This is a genomic window from Pseudomonas sp. ASL3 (assembly GCF_056680425.1).
Window position 1 is genome coordinate 323719 of sequence record NZ_CM155281.1, and the last position, 14968, is coordinate 338686.

The 14968-nt window shown below is 58.9% G+C and carries 15 protein-coding genes; 9 read left to right on the top strand and 6 right to left on the bottom strand.

Features of this window, described 5'->3' with window-relative positions; all coding sequences use genetic code 11:
- Nucleotides 1-132: 132 nt before the first annotated feature.
- The 3 genes from relA to AC1MEE_RS01515 all read left to right on the top strand — a co-directional run bounded on the left by relA (nucleotide 133) and on the right by AC1MEE_RS01515 (nucleotide 3919).
- On the top strand, nucleotides 133-2376 hold the full coding sequence (gene relA, locus AC1MEE_RS01505; RefSeq protein ID WP_480413452.1) for a GTP diphosphokinase: 2244 nt from the start codon (nucleotides 133-135) through the stop codon (nucleotides 2374-2376).
- A gap of 145 nt (nucleotides 2377-2521) precedes the next feature.
- Nucleotides 2522-3355 carry a nucleoside triphosphate pyrophosphohydrolase gene (gene mazG / locus AC1MEE_RS01510; RefSeq protein WP_480413453.1) on the top strand — a complete coding sequence of 278 codons (834 nt, stop codon included), beginning with the start codon at nucleotides 2522-2524 and terminating at the stop codon, nucleotides 3353-3355.
- A 24-nt stretch (nucleotides 3356-3379) separates the two neighbouring features.
- On the top strand, nucleotides 3380-3919 hold the full coding sequence (locus AC1MEE_RS01515) for a DUF2058 domain-containing protein (RefSeq protein ID WP_480413456.1): 540 nt from the start codon (nucleotides 3380-3382) through the stop codon (nucleotides 3917-3919).
- A gap of 69 nt (nucleotides 3920-3988) precedes the next feature.
- Here AC1MEE_RS01515 and AC1MEE_RS01520 read toward each other — a convergent pair whose 3' ends face one another.
- The 4 genes from AC1MEE_RS01520 to purM all read right to left on the bottom strand — a co-directional run bounded on the left by AC1MEE_RS01520 (nucleotide 3989) and on the right by purM (nucleotide 6801).
- Nucleotides 3989-4168, bottom strand: coding sequence for a hypothetical protein (locus AC1MEE_RS01520; protein WP_480413457.1), 180 nt, complete (start codon nucleotides 4166-4168; stop codon nucleotides 3989-3991).
- A gap of 202 nt (nucleotides 4169-4370) precedes the next feature.
- Nucleotides 4371-5084: a DUF3108 domain-containing protein gene (locus tag AC1MEE_RS01525; protein ID WP_480413458.1), complete on the bottom strand. Its 714-nt coding sequence runs from the start codon at nucleotides 5082-5084 to the stop codon at nucleotides 4371-4373.
- A gap of 8 nt (nucleotides 5085-5092) precedes the next feature.
- Nucleotides 5093-5743 carry a phosphoribosylglycinamide formyltransferase gene (gene purN, locus AC1MEE_RS01530; protein ID WP_480413459.1) on the bottom strand — a complete coding sequence of 217 codons (651 nt, stop codon included), beginning with the start codon at nucleotides 5741-5743 and terminating at the stop codon, nucleotides 5093-5095.
- Nucleotides 5743-6801: a phosphoribosylformylglycinamidine cyclo-ligase gene (gene purM, locus AC1MEE_RS01535; protein WP_480413460.1), complete on the bottom strand. Its 1059-nt coding sequence runs from the start codon at nucleotides 6799-6801 to the stop codon at nucleotides 5743-5745. Before purM ends, purN begins: the two co-directional genes overlap by 1 nt.
- Before the next feature lie 348 nt (nucleotides 6802-7149).
- On the opposite strand from purM, the gene AC1MEE_RS01540 reads away from it, so the two are divergent.
- From AC1MEE_RS01540 to AC1MEE_RS01565, 6 genes are all read left to right on the top strand, one after another.
- A complete protein-coding gene (locus tag AC1MEE_RS01540; protein ID WP_480413461.1) occupies nucleotides 7150-8196 on the top strand; it encodes a DUF2066 domain-containing protein in 1047 nt (348 codons plus the stop codon).
- A gap of 278 nt (nucleotides 8197-8474) precedes the next feature.
- Nucleotides 8475-9548, top strand: a complete 1074-nt coding sequence (locus AC1MEE_RS01545) for an AI-2E family transporter (RefSeq protein WP_480413462.1) — start codon at nucleotides 8475-8477, stop codon at nucleotides 9546-9548.
- A gap of 398 nt (nucleotides 9549-9946) precedes the next feature.
- A complete protein-coding gene (gene hda / locus AC1MEE_RS01550) occupies nucleotides 9947-10651 on the top strand; it encodes a DnaA regulatory inactivator Hda (RefSeq protein WP_480413463.1) in 705 nt (234 codons plus the stop codon).
- Nucleotides 10648-11421 (top strand): NAD-dependent deacylase, encoded by a 774-nt coding sequence (locus tag AC1MEE_RS01555; RefSeq protein WP_480413464.1) that lies wholly within the window; start codon nucleotides 10648-10650, stop codon nucleotides 11419-11421. The genes hda and AC1MEE_RS01555 overlap by 4 nt, the downstream gene beginning before the upstream one ends.
- Before the next feature lie 75 nt (nucleotides 11422-11496).
- Nucleotides 11497-12153 (top strand): C40 family peptidase, encoded by a 657-nt coding sequence (locus AC1MEE_RS01560; protein WP_480413465.1) that lies wholly within the window; start codon nucleotides 11497-11499, stop codon nucleotides 12151-12153.
- 90 nt (nucleotides 12154-12243) lie between these two features.
- Nucleotides 12244-12789, top strand: coding sequence for a C40 family peptidase (locus AC1MEE_RS01565; protein ID WP_480413467.1), 546 nt, complete (start codon nucleotides 12244-12246; stop codon nucleotides 12787-12789).
- A gap of 25 nt (nucleotides 12790-12814) precedes the next feature.
- Here the strand turns inward: AC1MEE_RS01565 and AC1MEE_RS01570 are convergent, their stop codons facing one another.
- Both AC1MEE_RS01570 and AC1MEE_RS01575 read right to left on the bottom strand, forming a co-directional pair.
- Nucleotides 12815-14161: a PQQ-dependent sugar dehydrogenase gene (locus tag AC1MEE_RS01570; RefSeq protein ID WP_480413468.1), complete on the bottom strand. Its 1347-nt coding sequence runs from the start codon at nucleotides 14159-14161 to the stop codon at nucleotides 12815-12817.
- 166 nt (nucleotides 14162-14327) lie between these two features.
- A complete protein-coding gene (locus AC1MEE_RS01575; protein ID WP_480413469.1) occupies nucleotides 14328-14906 on the bottom strand; it encodes a hypothetical protein in 579 nt (192 codons plus the stop codon).
- Nucleotides 14907-14968: the final 62 nt, after the last annotated feature.

The following is a 14968-nucleotide window of genomic DNA, read 5'->3' on the forward strand; positions in this document are numbered from 1 at the left end:
GCTCACAAGGAATCTCGTTTAATCCGACTGGCCCGCGAACGCACAGCCCTTGCCTGCCCAGCAAGGAGCGTTTGCTCAAGAAGGCCGGCGACTGAAGGCGCTTTTTATCGCGCCGTAGGGAAGGTAAGCAACATGGTACAGGTGAGAGCGCACCAGCCGATCAACACCGATGGCAGTATCAATCTCGATGCATGGCTCGATCATGTAGTCAGCGTCGACCTCGCGTTGGACCGACAAGCCTTGAAAGAGGCTTGCGAGTTTGCCCGCCATGCCGAGCAACAGGACAACGCCTCGAAGAACTTATGGGCAGAAGGCACCTCCAGTTTCCGGGCCGGCCTGGAAATCGCGGAGATCCTCGCTGACCTCAAGCTCGATCAGGACTCACTGGTCGCCGCCGTTATCTACCGTGGCGTGCGGGAGGGCAAGATCCCGCTTCCGGACGTTGCCCAGCGCTTCGGTCCCACTGTTGCCAAACTGATCGATGGCGTGCTGCGCATGGCGGCGATCAGCGCCAGTCTCAGCCCGCGCCAGTCGTTGGTACTGGGCAGTCAGGCCCAGGTAGAAAACCTGCGCAAGATGCTGGTGGCAATGGTCGACGACGTGCGCGTTGCCCTGATCAAACTGGCCGAGCGCACCTGCGCGATTCGAGCGGTAAAGAACACCGACGAGAAGAAGCGCGAGCGCGTGGCCCGCGAAGTCTTCGACATCTATGCGCCGCTGGCACACCGGCTGGGCATCGGTCATATCAAATGGGAGCTGGAGGATCTGTCCTTCCGCTACCTCGAACCCGAGCAATACAAACAGATCGCCAAATTGCTGCATGAGCGCCGACTCGATCGCGAGCGTTTCATCAGTGATGTCATGGGCCAGCTGGAAAACGAGCTGCTGGCCACTGGCGTGAAGGCCGACATCAGCGGTCGGGCCAAACACATCTATTCCATCTGGCGCAAAATGCAGCGCAAGGGTCTGGAATTCAGCCAGATCTACGACGTGCGAGCCGTACGCGTGCTGGTACCGGAAATGCGCGACTGCTACACCGCGCTGGGCATCGTTCATACACTCTGGCGGCATATTCCCAAGGAGTTCGACGACTACATCGCCAACCCCAAGGAGAACGGCTACCGTTCGCTGCACACGGCGGTGATCGGCCCGGAAGGCAAGGTGCTGGAGGTGCAGATCCGCACCCATGCCATGCATGAAGAGGCGGAACTGGGTGTCTGCGCGCACTGGCGCTACAAGGGCACCGACGTCAAATCCAGTTCCAACCATTACGAAGAGAAAATCTCCTGGCTGCGTCAGGTACTAGAGTGGCACGAAGAGCTGGGTGATATTGGCGGGTTGGCGGACCAGTTGCGGGTCGATATCGAGCCGGATCGGGTCTATGTCTTCACCCCCGACGGACACGCCATCGACTTGCCCAAAGGCTCGACGCCGCTGGACTTCGCTTATCGCGTACACACCGAAATCGGCCACAACTGCCGTGGCGCCAAGATCAATGGGCGCATCGTGCCGCTCAACTACAGCCTGCAGACCGGTGAGCAGGTCGAGATCATCACCAGCAAACACGGCACTCCAAGCCGCGACTGGCTGAACTCGAACCTGGGTTATATCACCACGTCGCGAGCACGGGCGAAGATCGTCCACTGGTTCAAGTTGCAGGCTCGCGACCAGAACGTCGCCGCCGGTAAAACCCTGCTGGAGCGTGAACTCGGGCGCCTGGCACTGCCGCAGGTGGATTTCGACAAGTTGGCGGAAAAAGCCAACATGAAGACCTCCGAAGACATGTTCGCCGCCCTCGGTGCCGGCGACCTGCGTCTGGCGCAGTTGGTCAACGCCGCGCAACAACTGGTCGAGCCGGAGCGGGGTCACGAACAACTGGAGCTGATCCCGCGCAAGGCCACAGGCTACAAGCCGGGCAAGCGCGGCGATATCCAGATCCAGGGCGTCGGCAACCTGATGACGCAAATGGCCGGCTGCTGTCAGCCGCTGCCGGGCGATGCCATCGTCGGCTACATCACTCAGGGCCGTGGCGTCAGCATTCACCGCCAGGATTGCGCGTCGGTGCTACAGCTGGGCGGCCGCGAGCCTGAGCGGATCATCCAGGTCAGTTGGGGGCCGGTGCCGGTGCTCACCTATCCGGTGGACATCGTTATTCGCGCTTACGACCGATCCGGTTTGCTGCGTGACGTTTCCCAGGTGCTGCTCAACGAGCGGATCAATGTGCTGGCGGTCAACACCCGCTCGAACAAGGAAGACAACACTGCACTGATGTCGCTGACCATCGAGATCCCAGGGCTGGATGCATTGGGGCGACTGCTGGGGCGGATTTCCCAGCTACCGAACATCATCGAGACGCGGCGTAACCGTACGCCCTGATTGGCGGCGTTCCCTTGTAGGAGCTGCCGAAGGCTGCGATTGATCGCGAAGCGGTCACAGAGATGAAGGCCCTGCGGGCCTTATCGCAGCCTGCGGCAGCTCCTACAGGGGGATTGCGCTGGCTTGGTTTGAACGAGACCTATAGATGTACAACCTCGAAGACCTGCTCCACCTCATGGCCCGCTTGCGTGACCCGCAATTCGGCTGTCCGTGGGATATCAAACAAACCTACGCCAGTATCGTGCCCCACACCCTGGAAGAAGCCTACGAAGTCGCCGATGCCATCGAGCGCTGTGATTTCGATCACTTGCAGGGCGAACTGGGCGATCTGTTGTTTCAAGTGGTGTATTACAGCCAGCTTGCACGGGAGGAGGGGCGCTTCGAGTTTGACGGCGTGGTCGACAGCATCACCCGCAAACTGATTCGTCGTCATCCGCATGTCTTTCCCACGGGCGATCTGTACGCGCCGCTGGAGACGCCACGCCTGGACGAAGCCCAGGTCAAACAGCGCTGGGAAGAGATCAAGGCCCAAGAGCGTGCCGAGAAAGCGGGCGTGCCAGAACAGCTGTCGTTGCTTGATGACGTACCGGGGGCGTTGCCTGCATTGTCCCGCTCGGCCAAGTTGCAGAAGCGCGCCGCTCAGGTCGGCTTCGACTGGCCCGACGCCTTGCCGGTGCTCGACAAGGTCCGTGAAGAGCTGGATGAAGTGCTGGAAGCCATGGCCGATAACGATGCAGCAGGCATCGCCGATGAGGTCGGTGACCTGCTGTTCTCGGTGGTCAATCTGGCCCGGCACCTCAAGGTCGATCCGGAAAGCGCCTTGCGTGCGGCGAACACTAAATTCGAAAGACGCTTCCGATTTATCGAACAGGCATTGCGCGAGACCCACCGTCCCATTGAAGATTGCACCCTCGAAGAAATGGACGCTCTCTGGGGCGAAGCCAAACGTCAGGAAAAGAATGTGCCCAGCTGTGGCTGAGCACGGGGCATAAGTGAGAAGACAATGAGCATTTCCCTTCGCGACCAGTTGCTCAAAGCAGGCCTGGTCAACCAAAAGCAGGCCAAACAGGTCAGCAAAGACAAGCAGAAAGAACAGCGTCTGGCGCACAAGGGCCAGATCGAAGTCGATGACTCGCAAAAGCGTGCTGCCCAAGAGGCCATGGCCGAGAAGGCAAAGCGTGATCAGGAGCTCAATCGTCAGCAGCAGGAGAAGGTCGAGCAGAAGGCCCGCACCGCGCAGGTCAAACAGCTGATCGAAGTGTCGCGGCTGCCGAAGCTGACCACCGAGGACTACTACAACTTTGTCGACGACAAGAAGGTCAAGCGCATTTCGGTCAACGCCCTGATGCGTAACAAGCTCAGCAGCGGCTCGCTGGCCATCGTGCATCATGGTGGCAGTTACGAGATCATCCCGCGTGAGGCGGCGCTGAAGATCCAGGAGCGCGATCCACGCCGGATCGTGTTGCTCAACACCCCGACCGAAGCGCCGGATGCTGATGATCCGTACGCGGCGTATCAGGTGCCTGATGATTTGATGTGGTAAGCGTCTGGCTCTGATAAACGAAACCCGCCTGGACGGGTTTTGTTTTTACAGCGATTCCGAAATAACGTTTTACGTGGCGCGTTGGTTTTCCAGGTTTTCCAGTTCTGCTTTGTATTGATGAGCGTCCGTCTCGTTATGGAACATCCCTACCAACAAATCCTGTTGATGAACATCCCAGATCTGCTGGCCAGAGGCCTGATTTTCGTGGGAGAGGTGGGAAGGGTCGCGTTCGGTAACTTTTACGGTCATCTGTGCAAGCTCCTGACTCTTGGTGGCTGCGGCAACACGTCGCAGGTGTCTTTTATATATTTTGTTAGCTTCCTAAGTAAATGGCCGAAAGTTGTAATTCACTTTTGCAAAAAGTCGAGGAATGGCTCCTGCGGTGATCATTCGCGTAACAAAAAGCCCCGCTAAAAAGCGGGGCTTGGCGTCGCTGGCGAACTCAGGCCAATCAGCTGCCTTTGACCGTTTTGCCGTTGACGGTGCCGTCCAGCAACATAATGTTGTATTCCTTGCCGTCGGTTTCGACCTGTTGCAGGCGAACCAGCAGGTAATCCCAATCCTTGGCGAACCACATGACTGTGATACGTTTATTTTGCGTCGGGTCGCGTACGCGCTCGACCTTGATCGCATCGACCTTGCCGGCCTTGGTGTCGACCTTTTCCGAACCGAGTACACGGAAATCGTAGGTGTCTACTGAGTCACCGTCGACGACCTGGTAGCTCATGCTCTTCTTGCCGGCTGCGACGTCCTTCTGCAGTGCCAGCTGATACGTCGACTTGTCGAGGATGCCGGGGTTGATCGGCAGGTTGACCACGTCGCCGCTGTACGAGCCGGTCACTGTCTTGGTGGTCCAGTCGAACGCCATGTTGACTTTCTTGGACTTGCCCAGACCGCCACGTTCGAAGTTATAGGTTTGTGGCAGCAGCGTGCCCTTGTCGACCTTGAGCGTGCTGACCTCACTGAGGCTGGCGATCATCATGGAGGCCTTGAAACTCAGGGTCCAGGTGTCGTTGTCGTTTTTCGTGAGGCTGCGTTCGGCAGTGCCGCTCATGGGCAGTTGCTTCCAGTCAGCGGTGTAACTGGCGGAGTACGGCAGAAGGTCTGCGCCCTGAACAGCAGGCAGTGCGAGCAGAGCGAAAGCGAAGAGCAAAGCGCGACGCATAATATCTCCTAGATTCGAATCAAGTGGCCGCTGGCCGCAAGTAACTGGTCGTCCAGTAATGCGCCTTGTTCGCCGAGGCTCAATCGGCCTTCGGCGAACCAGCGAATTGCCAGCGGATAAATCTGGTGTTCCTGAACGTGAACACGCTGCGCCAGACTGGTTGGCGAGTCGTTCAACTCTACCGGGATTACTGCCTGTACGACCAGAGGGCCTCCATCGAGTTCCTCTGTGACGAAATGCACACTGCAGCCGTGTTCGTTGTCGCCAGCTTCCAGCACCCGTTGGTGAGTGTGCAAGCCTTTATAACGCGGCAGCAAGGAAGGGTGGATATTGAGCAGGCGGCCTTGGTAGTGGCGAACGAAATTCGCACTCAGGATGCGCATGAAACCGGCGAGTACCACCAGCTTGGGTTCGAAGGTGTCGATCAGCTCGATCAGCGCTGCATCGAAGGCCTCGCGGCCTTCGAACGCCTTGTGATCCAGGACACGGGTTTCGATGCCCGCGTCCGTGGCGCGTTGCAGGCCGAACGCATCGGCGCGGTTGGAGATCACCGCGCGGATGCGGGCCGGGTGATCGACGCCCTTGAAGCTGTCGATCATGGCTTGCAGGTTGCTACCGGTGCCGGACAGCAGCACCACCACATCACACATTGCCGGCATTAGTGCGCCTTGAGGTTTTTCAGCTCGACCTGCGCCGCGCCTTCAGCAGCGTTGGCGATTTGGCCGATGACCCAAGGTTGTTCGCCAGCTTCGCGCAGTACCTTCAACGCGGTTTCGACGTGTTCCTGAGCGACGCAGATGACCATGCCCACGCCACAGTTCAGGACGCGGTGCATTTCCGTTTCAGCGACGTTACCTTGTTGCTGCAACCAGTCGAACACAGCCGGACGCTGCCAGCTGGCGACATCGACCACCGCCTGTGCACCTGCTGGCAGCACGCGTGGGATATTGTCCAGCAGACCACCGCCGGTGATGTGGGCCATGGCCTTGACTGCGCCAGTGTCCTTGATCAGCTTGAGCAATGGCTTGACGTAGATACGGGTCGGCGCCATCAGCAGTTCGGTCAGCGGTTTGCTGTCGAGCTGGATGTTCTCGATATCGGCACCGGCCACTTCGATGATCTTGCGGATCAGCGAGTAACCGTTGGAGTGCGGGCCGGAGGACGGCAGGGCGAGCAGGGCATCGCCGGCTGCGACTTTCGAGCCATCGATGATCTCGGCTTTCTCCACAACGCCGACACAGAAGCCGGCCAGGTCGTAGTCTTCGCCTTCGTACATGCCTGGCATTTCCGCGGTTTCGCCGCCTACCAGCGAGCAACCGGCCAGTTCACAGCCGGCGCCGATGCCGGTCACGACCTGGGCTGCGGTGTCGACGTTGAGCTTGCCGGTGGCGTAGTAATCGAGGAAGAACAGCGGCTCGGCGCCACAGACCACCAGATCGTTGACGCACATGGCGACCAGATCGATGCCGATGGTGTCGTGTTTGTTCAGGTTCAGCGCCAGGCGCAGCTTGGTGCCGACGCCGTCGGTGCCGGAGACCAGCACGGGCTGCTTGTAGCCAGCCGGGATTTCGCAAAGGGCGCCGAAGCCACCCAGGCCGCCCATGACTTCCGGACGCTTGGTGCGCTTGGCGACGCTCTTGATGCGTTCGACCAATGCTTCACCGGCGTCGATGTCCACACCGGCGTCTTTGTAGCTCAGGGAGGGTTGCTTGCTCATAATCCAGGCCTTTAGGGGGGATTCGGGGAATCGACCGAAGCGACAGGGCCTCTCGAAACGTGTCGCGTTCGAAAACGCTGCATGTTCAGAGGCCACTGCCATCGTCAGTCTGCGAAGGCGCGCGATTTTATCAGGCTTACAGGGCAGCGGCCATCCTTAGGCCGACGGGCAGGCTTATCGAGTGGAAAATAATCGACGCTTGCGCTCAAGCTGGCTCGTTTGCTGGCGGCTGTATAAGGTGTAGCTATGATTTTGCGGGAATGATTCGGCCCGATGTGTGGTCTCAACCACATCAGTCGTTTTCGCGCGGTCTTTTTCATGTCGATTTTTGCCCTTCGAGAACCTTCCATGCGTCTTTCTAAACTTTTATTTGTAGGCTGCTTGTCGCTGTTCAGTCTGCCGAGCTTTGCTGAAACCGTCAGCAATTTGTATCAGGTGCGTGAAACGGTCAGTGGGCAAACCCCTGATGAGCGCGATCAGGCCACCCAGCGCGCGTTGGAAACGCTGGTCCTGCGACTGACGGGCGATGCCAAGGCCGCACAAAGCCCTGGCTTGGCCGCGCTGCGCAAGGATCCGCAGCAGATCATCAGCCGATATGGCTACGAAGCCGGTCCGCCGGAATCCTTGCTGGTAGACTTCGATCCGGTCAGCACTGATCGTTCGTTGCATCAGGCGGGTTTGTCGTTATGGGGCACTAATCGCCCGACGATCCTTGGCTGGTGGCTGAATGACGCGACCGATGGCTCCAATCTTATCGGCGACGGACAGGCTGCGGCCGCACCCTTGCGTCGCGCGGCTCAACACCGTGGTCTGCCGTTGCGTTTGCCGCTGGCGGACCTGAGCGAGCAGGGCGTCGGGACGGCGAAGAATCTTGAAGGCAGCGACCCTGCGCCATTGAAGGCCGCGTCCGAGCGTTATGGCGCCGATGCCTTGCTGGCGGTCCATGCACGCGAAGCAAACGGCCAATGGCAGGGTACCTGGCGTTTGTGGTTGGGCACGCAGAGTGAACAAGGCACGGCCACCGGCGCGGACAGCGGGGCATTGGCCGACGCTGTGCTGTTGGCGGTCAGCGAACGTCTAGCGCCGCGCTTTGTGGCCAAGCCGGGTACTTCGACCGGGTTGGTGCTGCAAGTGCAAGGCATGACGCTGGAGCGCTATGCCCAATTGGGTCGGCTACTCGATCCATTTGGCGCGAAGCTGAAATCGGTGGATGGCGATCGCATCACCTACGAGGTCAGCGGCAGTGCCGAGCAACTTCGTTCGCAATTGTCCCTGGCCAAGTTACAGGAAGTGCCGGCGGCCGAGGTCCCAGTGGCAGCGCCTCAGCCAGTGGTCGGAGGCGCTACGCCGGTGGTGCAGCCGCCGTCATTGCCGCAATTGAATTTCCGGTGGTGACGACGCCTTCGCAGCGGGACGCGTAGTTGCAAGCCTGCTCCCACACAGGCTGTGTGAAAACCTCCGCGACCGATTAACTGATTAAAAACTGACCTGAAAATCGCGTTCCTACGTGAAATTCAGGTCTGTCCAACAGCCGATCTATTTCAGAATTGACGTACGAACATGCAGTTCAGTTTTCTGTTGGGGTTTTCACACAGCCTGCACAAGCAGGCTTGCCTGCGAACCAAGCAGCGCGGTGTGTCTGTAGATTTTCATTTTTGATTCAAGGGGCGGTAATGGCTGGCTCACATCGTTGGTTCTGGCTTGGTGGGGTTGCCCTGCTGTGCGTGTTTGTGTTCTTGCTGCACCCGATCCTGACACCGTTTCTGGTGGCGCTGTTGTTGGCCTATATGGCTGATCCATTGGTGGATCGGCTGGAAAAAGCCGGGATGTCACGGACCTTGGGTGTGGTCGTGGTTTTCGGTCTGTTCACGCTGGTGTTCATGACCTTGCTGTTGGTCCTGGTGCCGATGCTGGCCAAGCAGTTGTTCCGGCTGTACGAGCTGGCGCCGCAGATGCTCGATTGGTTGCAGCACACGGCGCTGCCATGGGCTCAGGCCAAACTGGGCCTGGCGGATGGTTTCTGGAAGTTCGACAAGGTCAAGGCGGCCATTTCCGAGCACATGGGTCAGACCAGCGATATCGTCGGCATAGTGTTGGCTCAGGCGACGGCGTCCGGTCTGGCGCTGATCGGCTGGCTGACCAATCTGGTGCTGATCCCGGTGGTGTGTTTCTACCTGCTGCGCGACTGGGACGTGATGATGGCCAAGGTTCGCAGCCTGTTGCCGCGTCATCGCGAAGGTCAGATCGTCAAGCTGGCCGGCGAATGCCATGAAGTCCTTGGCGCCTTTATTCGCGGCCAGTTGTTGGTGATGGTGGCGCTGGGCGTGATCTATGCCGCTGGCTTGATGCTGGTGGGCCTGGAACTGGGCTTGTTGATCGGTGTCATCGCGGGTCTTGCGGCCATCGTGCCGTATATGGGCTTCGTGATCGGCATCGGTGCCGCAATCATTGCCGGGCTATTCCAGTTTGGCGGCGATCTGTACCCGATGATGGGGATTGTTGCGGTGTTCATGATTGGCCAGGCCCTGGAAGGCATGGTCCTCACACCGTTGCTGGTGGGTGACCGGATCGGCTTGCATCCAGTGGCAGTGATTTTCGCCATTTTGGCGGGCGGTGAGTTGTTCGGCTTCACTGGTGTGCTGTTGGCGCTGCCGGTGGCCGCCGTCATCATGGTGCTGGTGCGTCATATGCATGACTTATATAAAGCATCGGATATTTACAGCAGGATGGAAGATCCTGATTTGTAGGTGCGTACCTTTGTAGGAGCGCGCTTGCAACTACGCGTCCCGCCACGATGGCGGTGTATCTGACACCCCGCGTCAAGCGGATCGCGGGCAAGCGCGCTCCTACACAGGCTGTGTGAAAACCTCCGCGACCGATTAACTGATTAAAAACTGACCTGAAAATCGCGTTCCTACGTGAAATTCAGGTCTGTCCAACAGCCGATCTATTTCAGAATTGACGTACGAACATGCAGTTCAGTTTTCTGTTGGGGTTTTCACACAGCCTGTACAGGGGGCGTGGTGTGTCAGGTCCACGCAAACCTTTGATTTTGCTCGCGCATTGTGCGCCCAGCGTCACGGGTATAAACTTTGCACACTTTACACAGAGGCCCCTAACGGTTCGCTTGAGCCGTTCAGCCAGCATGAAACCGATTCAGCTGCCCTTGGGTGTGCGTCTGCGTGATGACGCCACCTTCGTCAATTATTATCCCGGCGCCAATGCCGCAGCACTCGGCTATGTCGAGCGGCTGTGCGAGGCCGATGCTGGCTGGACCGAAAGCCTGATTTATCTCTGGGGCAAGGACGGCGTGGGGCGCACTCACTTGCTGCAAGCCGCTTGCCTGCGCTTCGAGCAAATGGGCGAGCCGGCGGTCTATCTGCCTTTGGCTGACGTGATCGATGAGGGTGTCGAGCTGTTCGATAACCTCGAACAGTACGAACTGGTGTGTCTGGATGACCTGCAAGCGGTGGTCGGCAAGCCGGAGTGGGAAGAGGCGTTGTTCCACCTGTTCAATCGCCTGCGCGATAGTGGTCGTCGGTTGTTGATCGCGGCTTCTCAGTCGCCCCGGGAGTTGCCGGTCAAACTCCTCGACCTCAAATCGCGACTGACCATGGCCCTGGTGTTCCAGATGCGTGCGCTGTCCGATGAAGACAAGCTGCGCGCCCTGCAACTGCGCGCCTCGCGCCGTGGCCTGCACCTGACCGATGAAGTCGGTCATTTCATCCTCACGCGCGGTACCCGCAGCATGAGCGCGTTGTTCGAGCTGCTGGAGCGTCTCGACCAGGCTTCGTTGCAAGCGCAGCGCAAGCTGACCATTCCCTTCCTGAAAGAGACGCTGGGTTGGTGACGGAGCCGGTAGCGCGCGATCTGCTGTTGCAAACAGCGGCGGCGCTACGTCACGCCCAGCGCATCCTGATCATTACCGGCGCCGGCTTGTCGGCCGATTCGGGCTTGCCCACCTATCGCGGGATCGGCGGGCTGTACAACGGCAAGACGGAGGACGGGCTGCCCATCGAAATGGCCTTGTCCGGCCCGATGCTGCGTCGCGACCCTGCACTGTGCTGGAAATATATTGCCGAGCTGGGCAAAGCCTGCCTGGGCGCGCAGCCCAACGCCGCGCATTACGCAATTGCCCAGCTCCAGCGGCTCAAACCCGAGTGCTGGGTGCTGACGCAGAACGTCGACGGCTATCACCGTGCTGCCGGTAGTCCGCCGGAACGCTTGATCGAGATCCACGGGCAATTGGCACCATTGTTTTGCCAGTCCTGTGGCGCTGTCGATCCGCAGCTGAGCGAGCACCTGCAACGGCCATTGCCGCCGTTGTGCAAGCAGTGTCATGGGGTTCTGCGCCCGCCAGTGGTGTTGTTCGAGGAGATGCTGCCCGAGCGGGCGCTGGAGATTTTGTATCAGGAAATGGACAAGGGTTTCGATGCCGTGTTGAGCATCGGCACCACGGCCAGCTTCCCGTATATTCACGAGCCGGTCCTGCGTACGCGGGTGTCCGGAGGCTTTACCGCCGAGATAAATCCGGCGCGGACGGACCACAGCGCAGGCATGGATGTGTTTCTCGGGTGTAGAGCCTTAGAAGTTCTGGAGGAACTGATAAGTCACATCTAGTTCGATTGAATTTGCAAATGAGGATGATAGTAGGCATAGTCTCGACTTCTTTACATATCAGCCACGGTCGTGCCCATGCTAGCTCGCTTCGCACCCCTCGTGCCTCTCGCACTGGTTACACTACTTTTTGGTTGCGCGGCCCAGATGCCCGCCTCGCAACAGCAGCAAGCCCAGAACCAGGCTCGTAACTCGATTACAGCCCAGTCTGTACGTTCTTCTCAGATGGCCGACGGATCTGATTCCGTGCTGTCGGAAGAGCTGATCACCGAGAAAGAACTGGCCGAGTTTGCCGACAGCAAGCCGTACCATATGCCGGTTCTTGCCGACAGCATCCTTGTGCGCGGCATGTCCCTGATCGGTACCCGTTACCGTGCAGGCGGTTCTTCCGAAGCCGGCTTCGATTGCAGCGGATTCATCGGTTACCTGTTTCGTGAAGAGGCGGGCATGACCCTGCCACGCTCCACTCGCGAAATGATCAACCTGAATGCTCCGCTGGTTGCTCGCAACAACCTGAAACCGGGCGATCTGCTGTTCTTCAGTACCAAAGGTCGCGGCCGTGTCAGCCACGCCGGTATCTACCTGGGCGATGATCAATTCATCCACTCCAGCAGCACCCGTAGCGGTGGTGTTCGAGTCGATAGCCTGGACGACTCCTACTGGAAGAAAACCTTTATCGAAGCCAAGCGTGCGTTAGCGATGGCTCCGACTACAATCCAGACCCGACACCAGTAATTACCGGAGCGTGTAAACAGCCTTGGGCTTATTGCACGCAATTCCGGCTCTCGGCAGAGTAAGCCGCATCCAGATCAGGTTGTTGTGTTTATGTCGATTTCGGTACGCCTTGGGTCAATTGGATTGTTGGCTGCACTGCTCGGTGCGTGCGCCAGCCATGCTCCAGTACCTGCCAAACCACAGGTTATTCAACCTGTGGTTTTTGCCCCTTCCGAATACTCCTCTCCTGCCGCCGAAGATGTGCTGATTCGCGCATTGGGTCTGGTAGGCACGCCCTATCGCTGGGGCGGCAACACCCCCGATTCGGGTTTTGATTGCAGTGGTTTGATTGGCTACGTCTACCGTGATTCGGCGGGCATCGCGCTGCCCCGTTCGACTCACGAAATGATCAGCATGAGCGCGCCGAATATCGGTCGCGACGCCTTGCAGTCAGGGGATTTGGTGTTCTTTGCCACCGGAGGCGGCTCAGTGGTCAGCCACGCCGGGATCTACGTCGGGGAAGGGCGCTTCGTACATGCGCCAGCCACGGGCGGTACAGTGCGTCTGGACCGGCTGGACAAACCCTACTGGCAAAAAGCATATCTCAATGCCAAGCGAGTGATTCAGCCGGAGCATTTGGCGCGTAACAATCCGTAGATCTTCATCGCCTGACACGCCGCCATCAAGGTGCCACAGTAGACGCCTGTTGTGTTTTCACCGCCGTCACCCGCCAGATTTTGTTCCCGACATCGTCCGCCACCAACACCCCACCGCGTTGATCGTTGACCACGCCCACCGGACGGCCTTGGGCTTTGTCGTCCGAGGTGAGGAAGCCGGTCAGCAGATCGACAGGCATGCCACTGGGTTTGCCATTGCTGAACGGCACGAACAGCACCTTGTAGCCACTTTTGGGGTTGCGGTTCCACGAGCCGTGTTGGCCAATGAACATGCCGTGGGTGAATGGCGCTGGCAGCGATTTTCCATCAGCAAAGGTCAGGCCCAGTGACGCGGTGTGGGGGCCGACGGCGTAGTCCGGAGCAATGGCCTTGGCCACCAATTCCGGGTTCTGCGGTGAAACACGCACATCCACATGCTGGCCGAAATAGCTGAACGGCCAGCCATAGAAGGCGCCGTCCTGTACCGAGGTGACGTAATCGGGCACCAGATCGCTGCCGATTTCGTCGCGCTCATTCACGGCGGTCCATAGTTTGCCGGTCTGCGGTTCCCAATCCATGCCATTGGGGTTGCGCAGGCCGGAGGCAAAGATCCGATGCGCACCCGTCGCAGCATCGACTTCCCAGATCGCGGCCCGACCTTCTTCCTTATCCAAGCCGTTTTCCCCGACATTGCTGTTGGAGCCGATGGTGACGTAAAGCTTTTTACCGTCCTTGCTGGCGATGACGTTTTTGGTCCAGTGATGATTGATCGTCCCGGCGGGCAGGTCCGTCACTTTGGTCGGTTTGCCGGTAATCGAGGTTTGTCCATCTTCGTAATGGAAGCGCAGCAGTTGATCGGTATCGGCGACATAAAAGTCGTTGCCGACCAAGGCCATACCGAACGGCGAATTGAGGTCTTTCAGGAACACGGTGCGGGTTTCAGCGACTCCGTTATGGTCCCTGTCGCGCAACAGTGTGATCCGGTTGGCGCTCGGTGTACCGGCCCCGGCACCGCCCATGACACTTTTCATTATCCAGCCACGAATGCCTGTGGCGTCATCGGGCTTGGCCGGCGAGTTGGTTTCGGCGACCAGCACGTCGCCGTCAGGCAGCACATACAGCCAGCGCGGGTGGTCCAGGTCTTCGGCAAAGGCCGCCACTTGGGTGCCCGGCGCAGCGATGGGTTTTGCACCCTTGGCCCACCCCACGGCCGGGGCAATGTTCACGGTAGGAATCAGGGGCTTGTTCGGTTCCGGCAGCTTCGGCGTCGGGCCGGTGCCGTCCGACACCTGCAGGGTGGCCGTCTCGCTGCAGGCAGCAAGGCCGGCCGTCAGTACAAGCAGCACTGCCAGCAAGGGTCTGAGTATGAACATGATCAATCTCCATGAAAAACCAGGCGCGCGTATAGAGATAGAGGAGGTTGAACCGTTGAGGTTCAACAGTTATGGCGGGGTAGACAGTTAGCAAGATTAGTCGACGGTGCGAGATGGACCGGGCTGAGTTCGATCCATCTGCAGAAAATCGGGGAAGTCGCGGCTATCAGGCTTCTTTCAGCATCAGCGCCACACCGGGAAAATACTGACCTTCATCGTTGTGCAACTTGCGATAGCCGTAGGGGAAATACCAGGCGATGGCGCAGGCGTTCTGCTTTTGCAGGTCATCGACCAAGTCTTCCAGCTCTTCCGGGCTCGCGCTCTGCTTGAGTTTCCAAGGGGTGACGAACAGGCAACCCAGCTTGAGGTGGCTGGCGTAACTGACCTTCTTCGCGTCACTCACGGCGTCCAGCAGCGCTGGCGTCAGGTCCAGCGCGCCAAAGCGTGGCCAGCGTTGCGTGGCCTGAATGTAAGCTTTATTTTCCTGTGTCGCGATAAACAGATCGTTGCGGCCGTTGCGGTCGCCGTCTTCACGCTGTTTTTTGCTGGGGGCCTGCTCCAGCGTGACCATTTCCGCCATCCACGCCGCGCTAGAGAGCATGCCGAGATTGGTGCGTTCGTCGAACCAGTGAGCGCATTCGCCATCGCCTATGATCTGGTTGTAGCGATCGATGCAATCGAACCAGCGCTCCAGGGCAGGGCGCAGGAATTCCAGTCTGGGGTTGCTGATGATCAATCCACGCATGACGCTCTCCCTTATTATTTTTGACGTCATAATTATGGCTTTTTGATATCACTGCGCCAAGT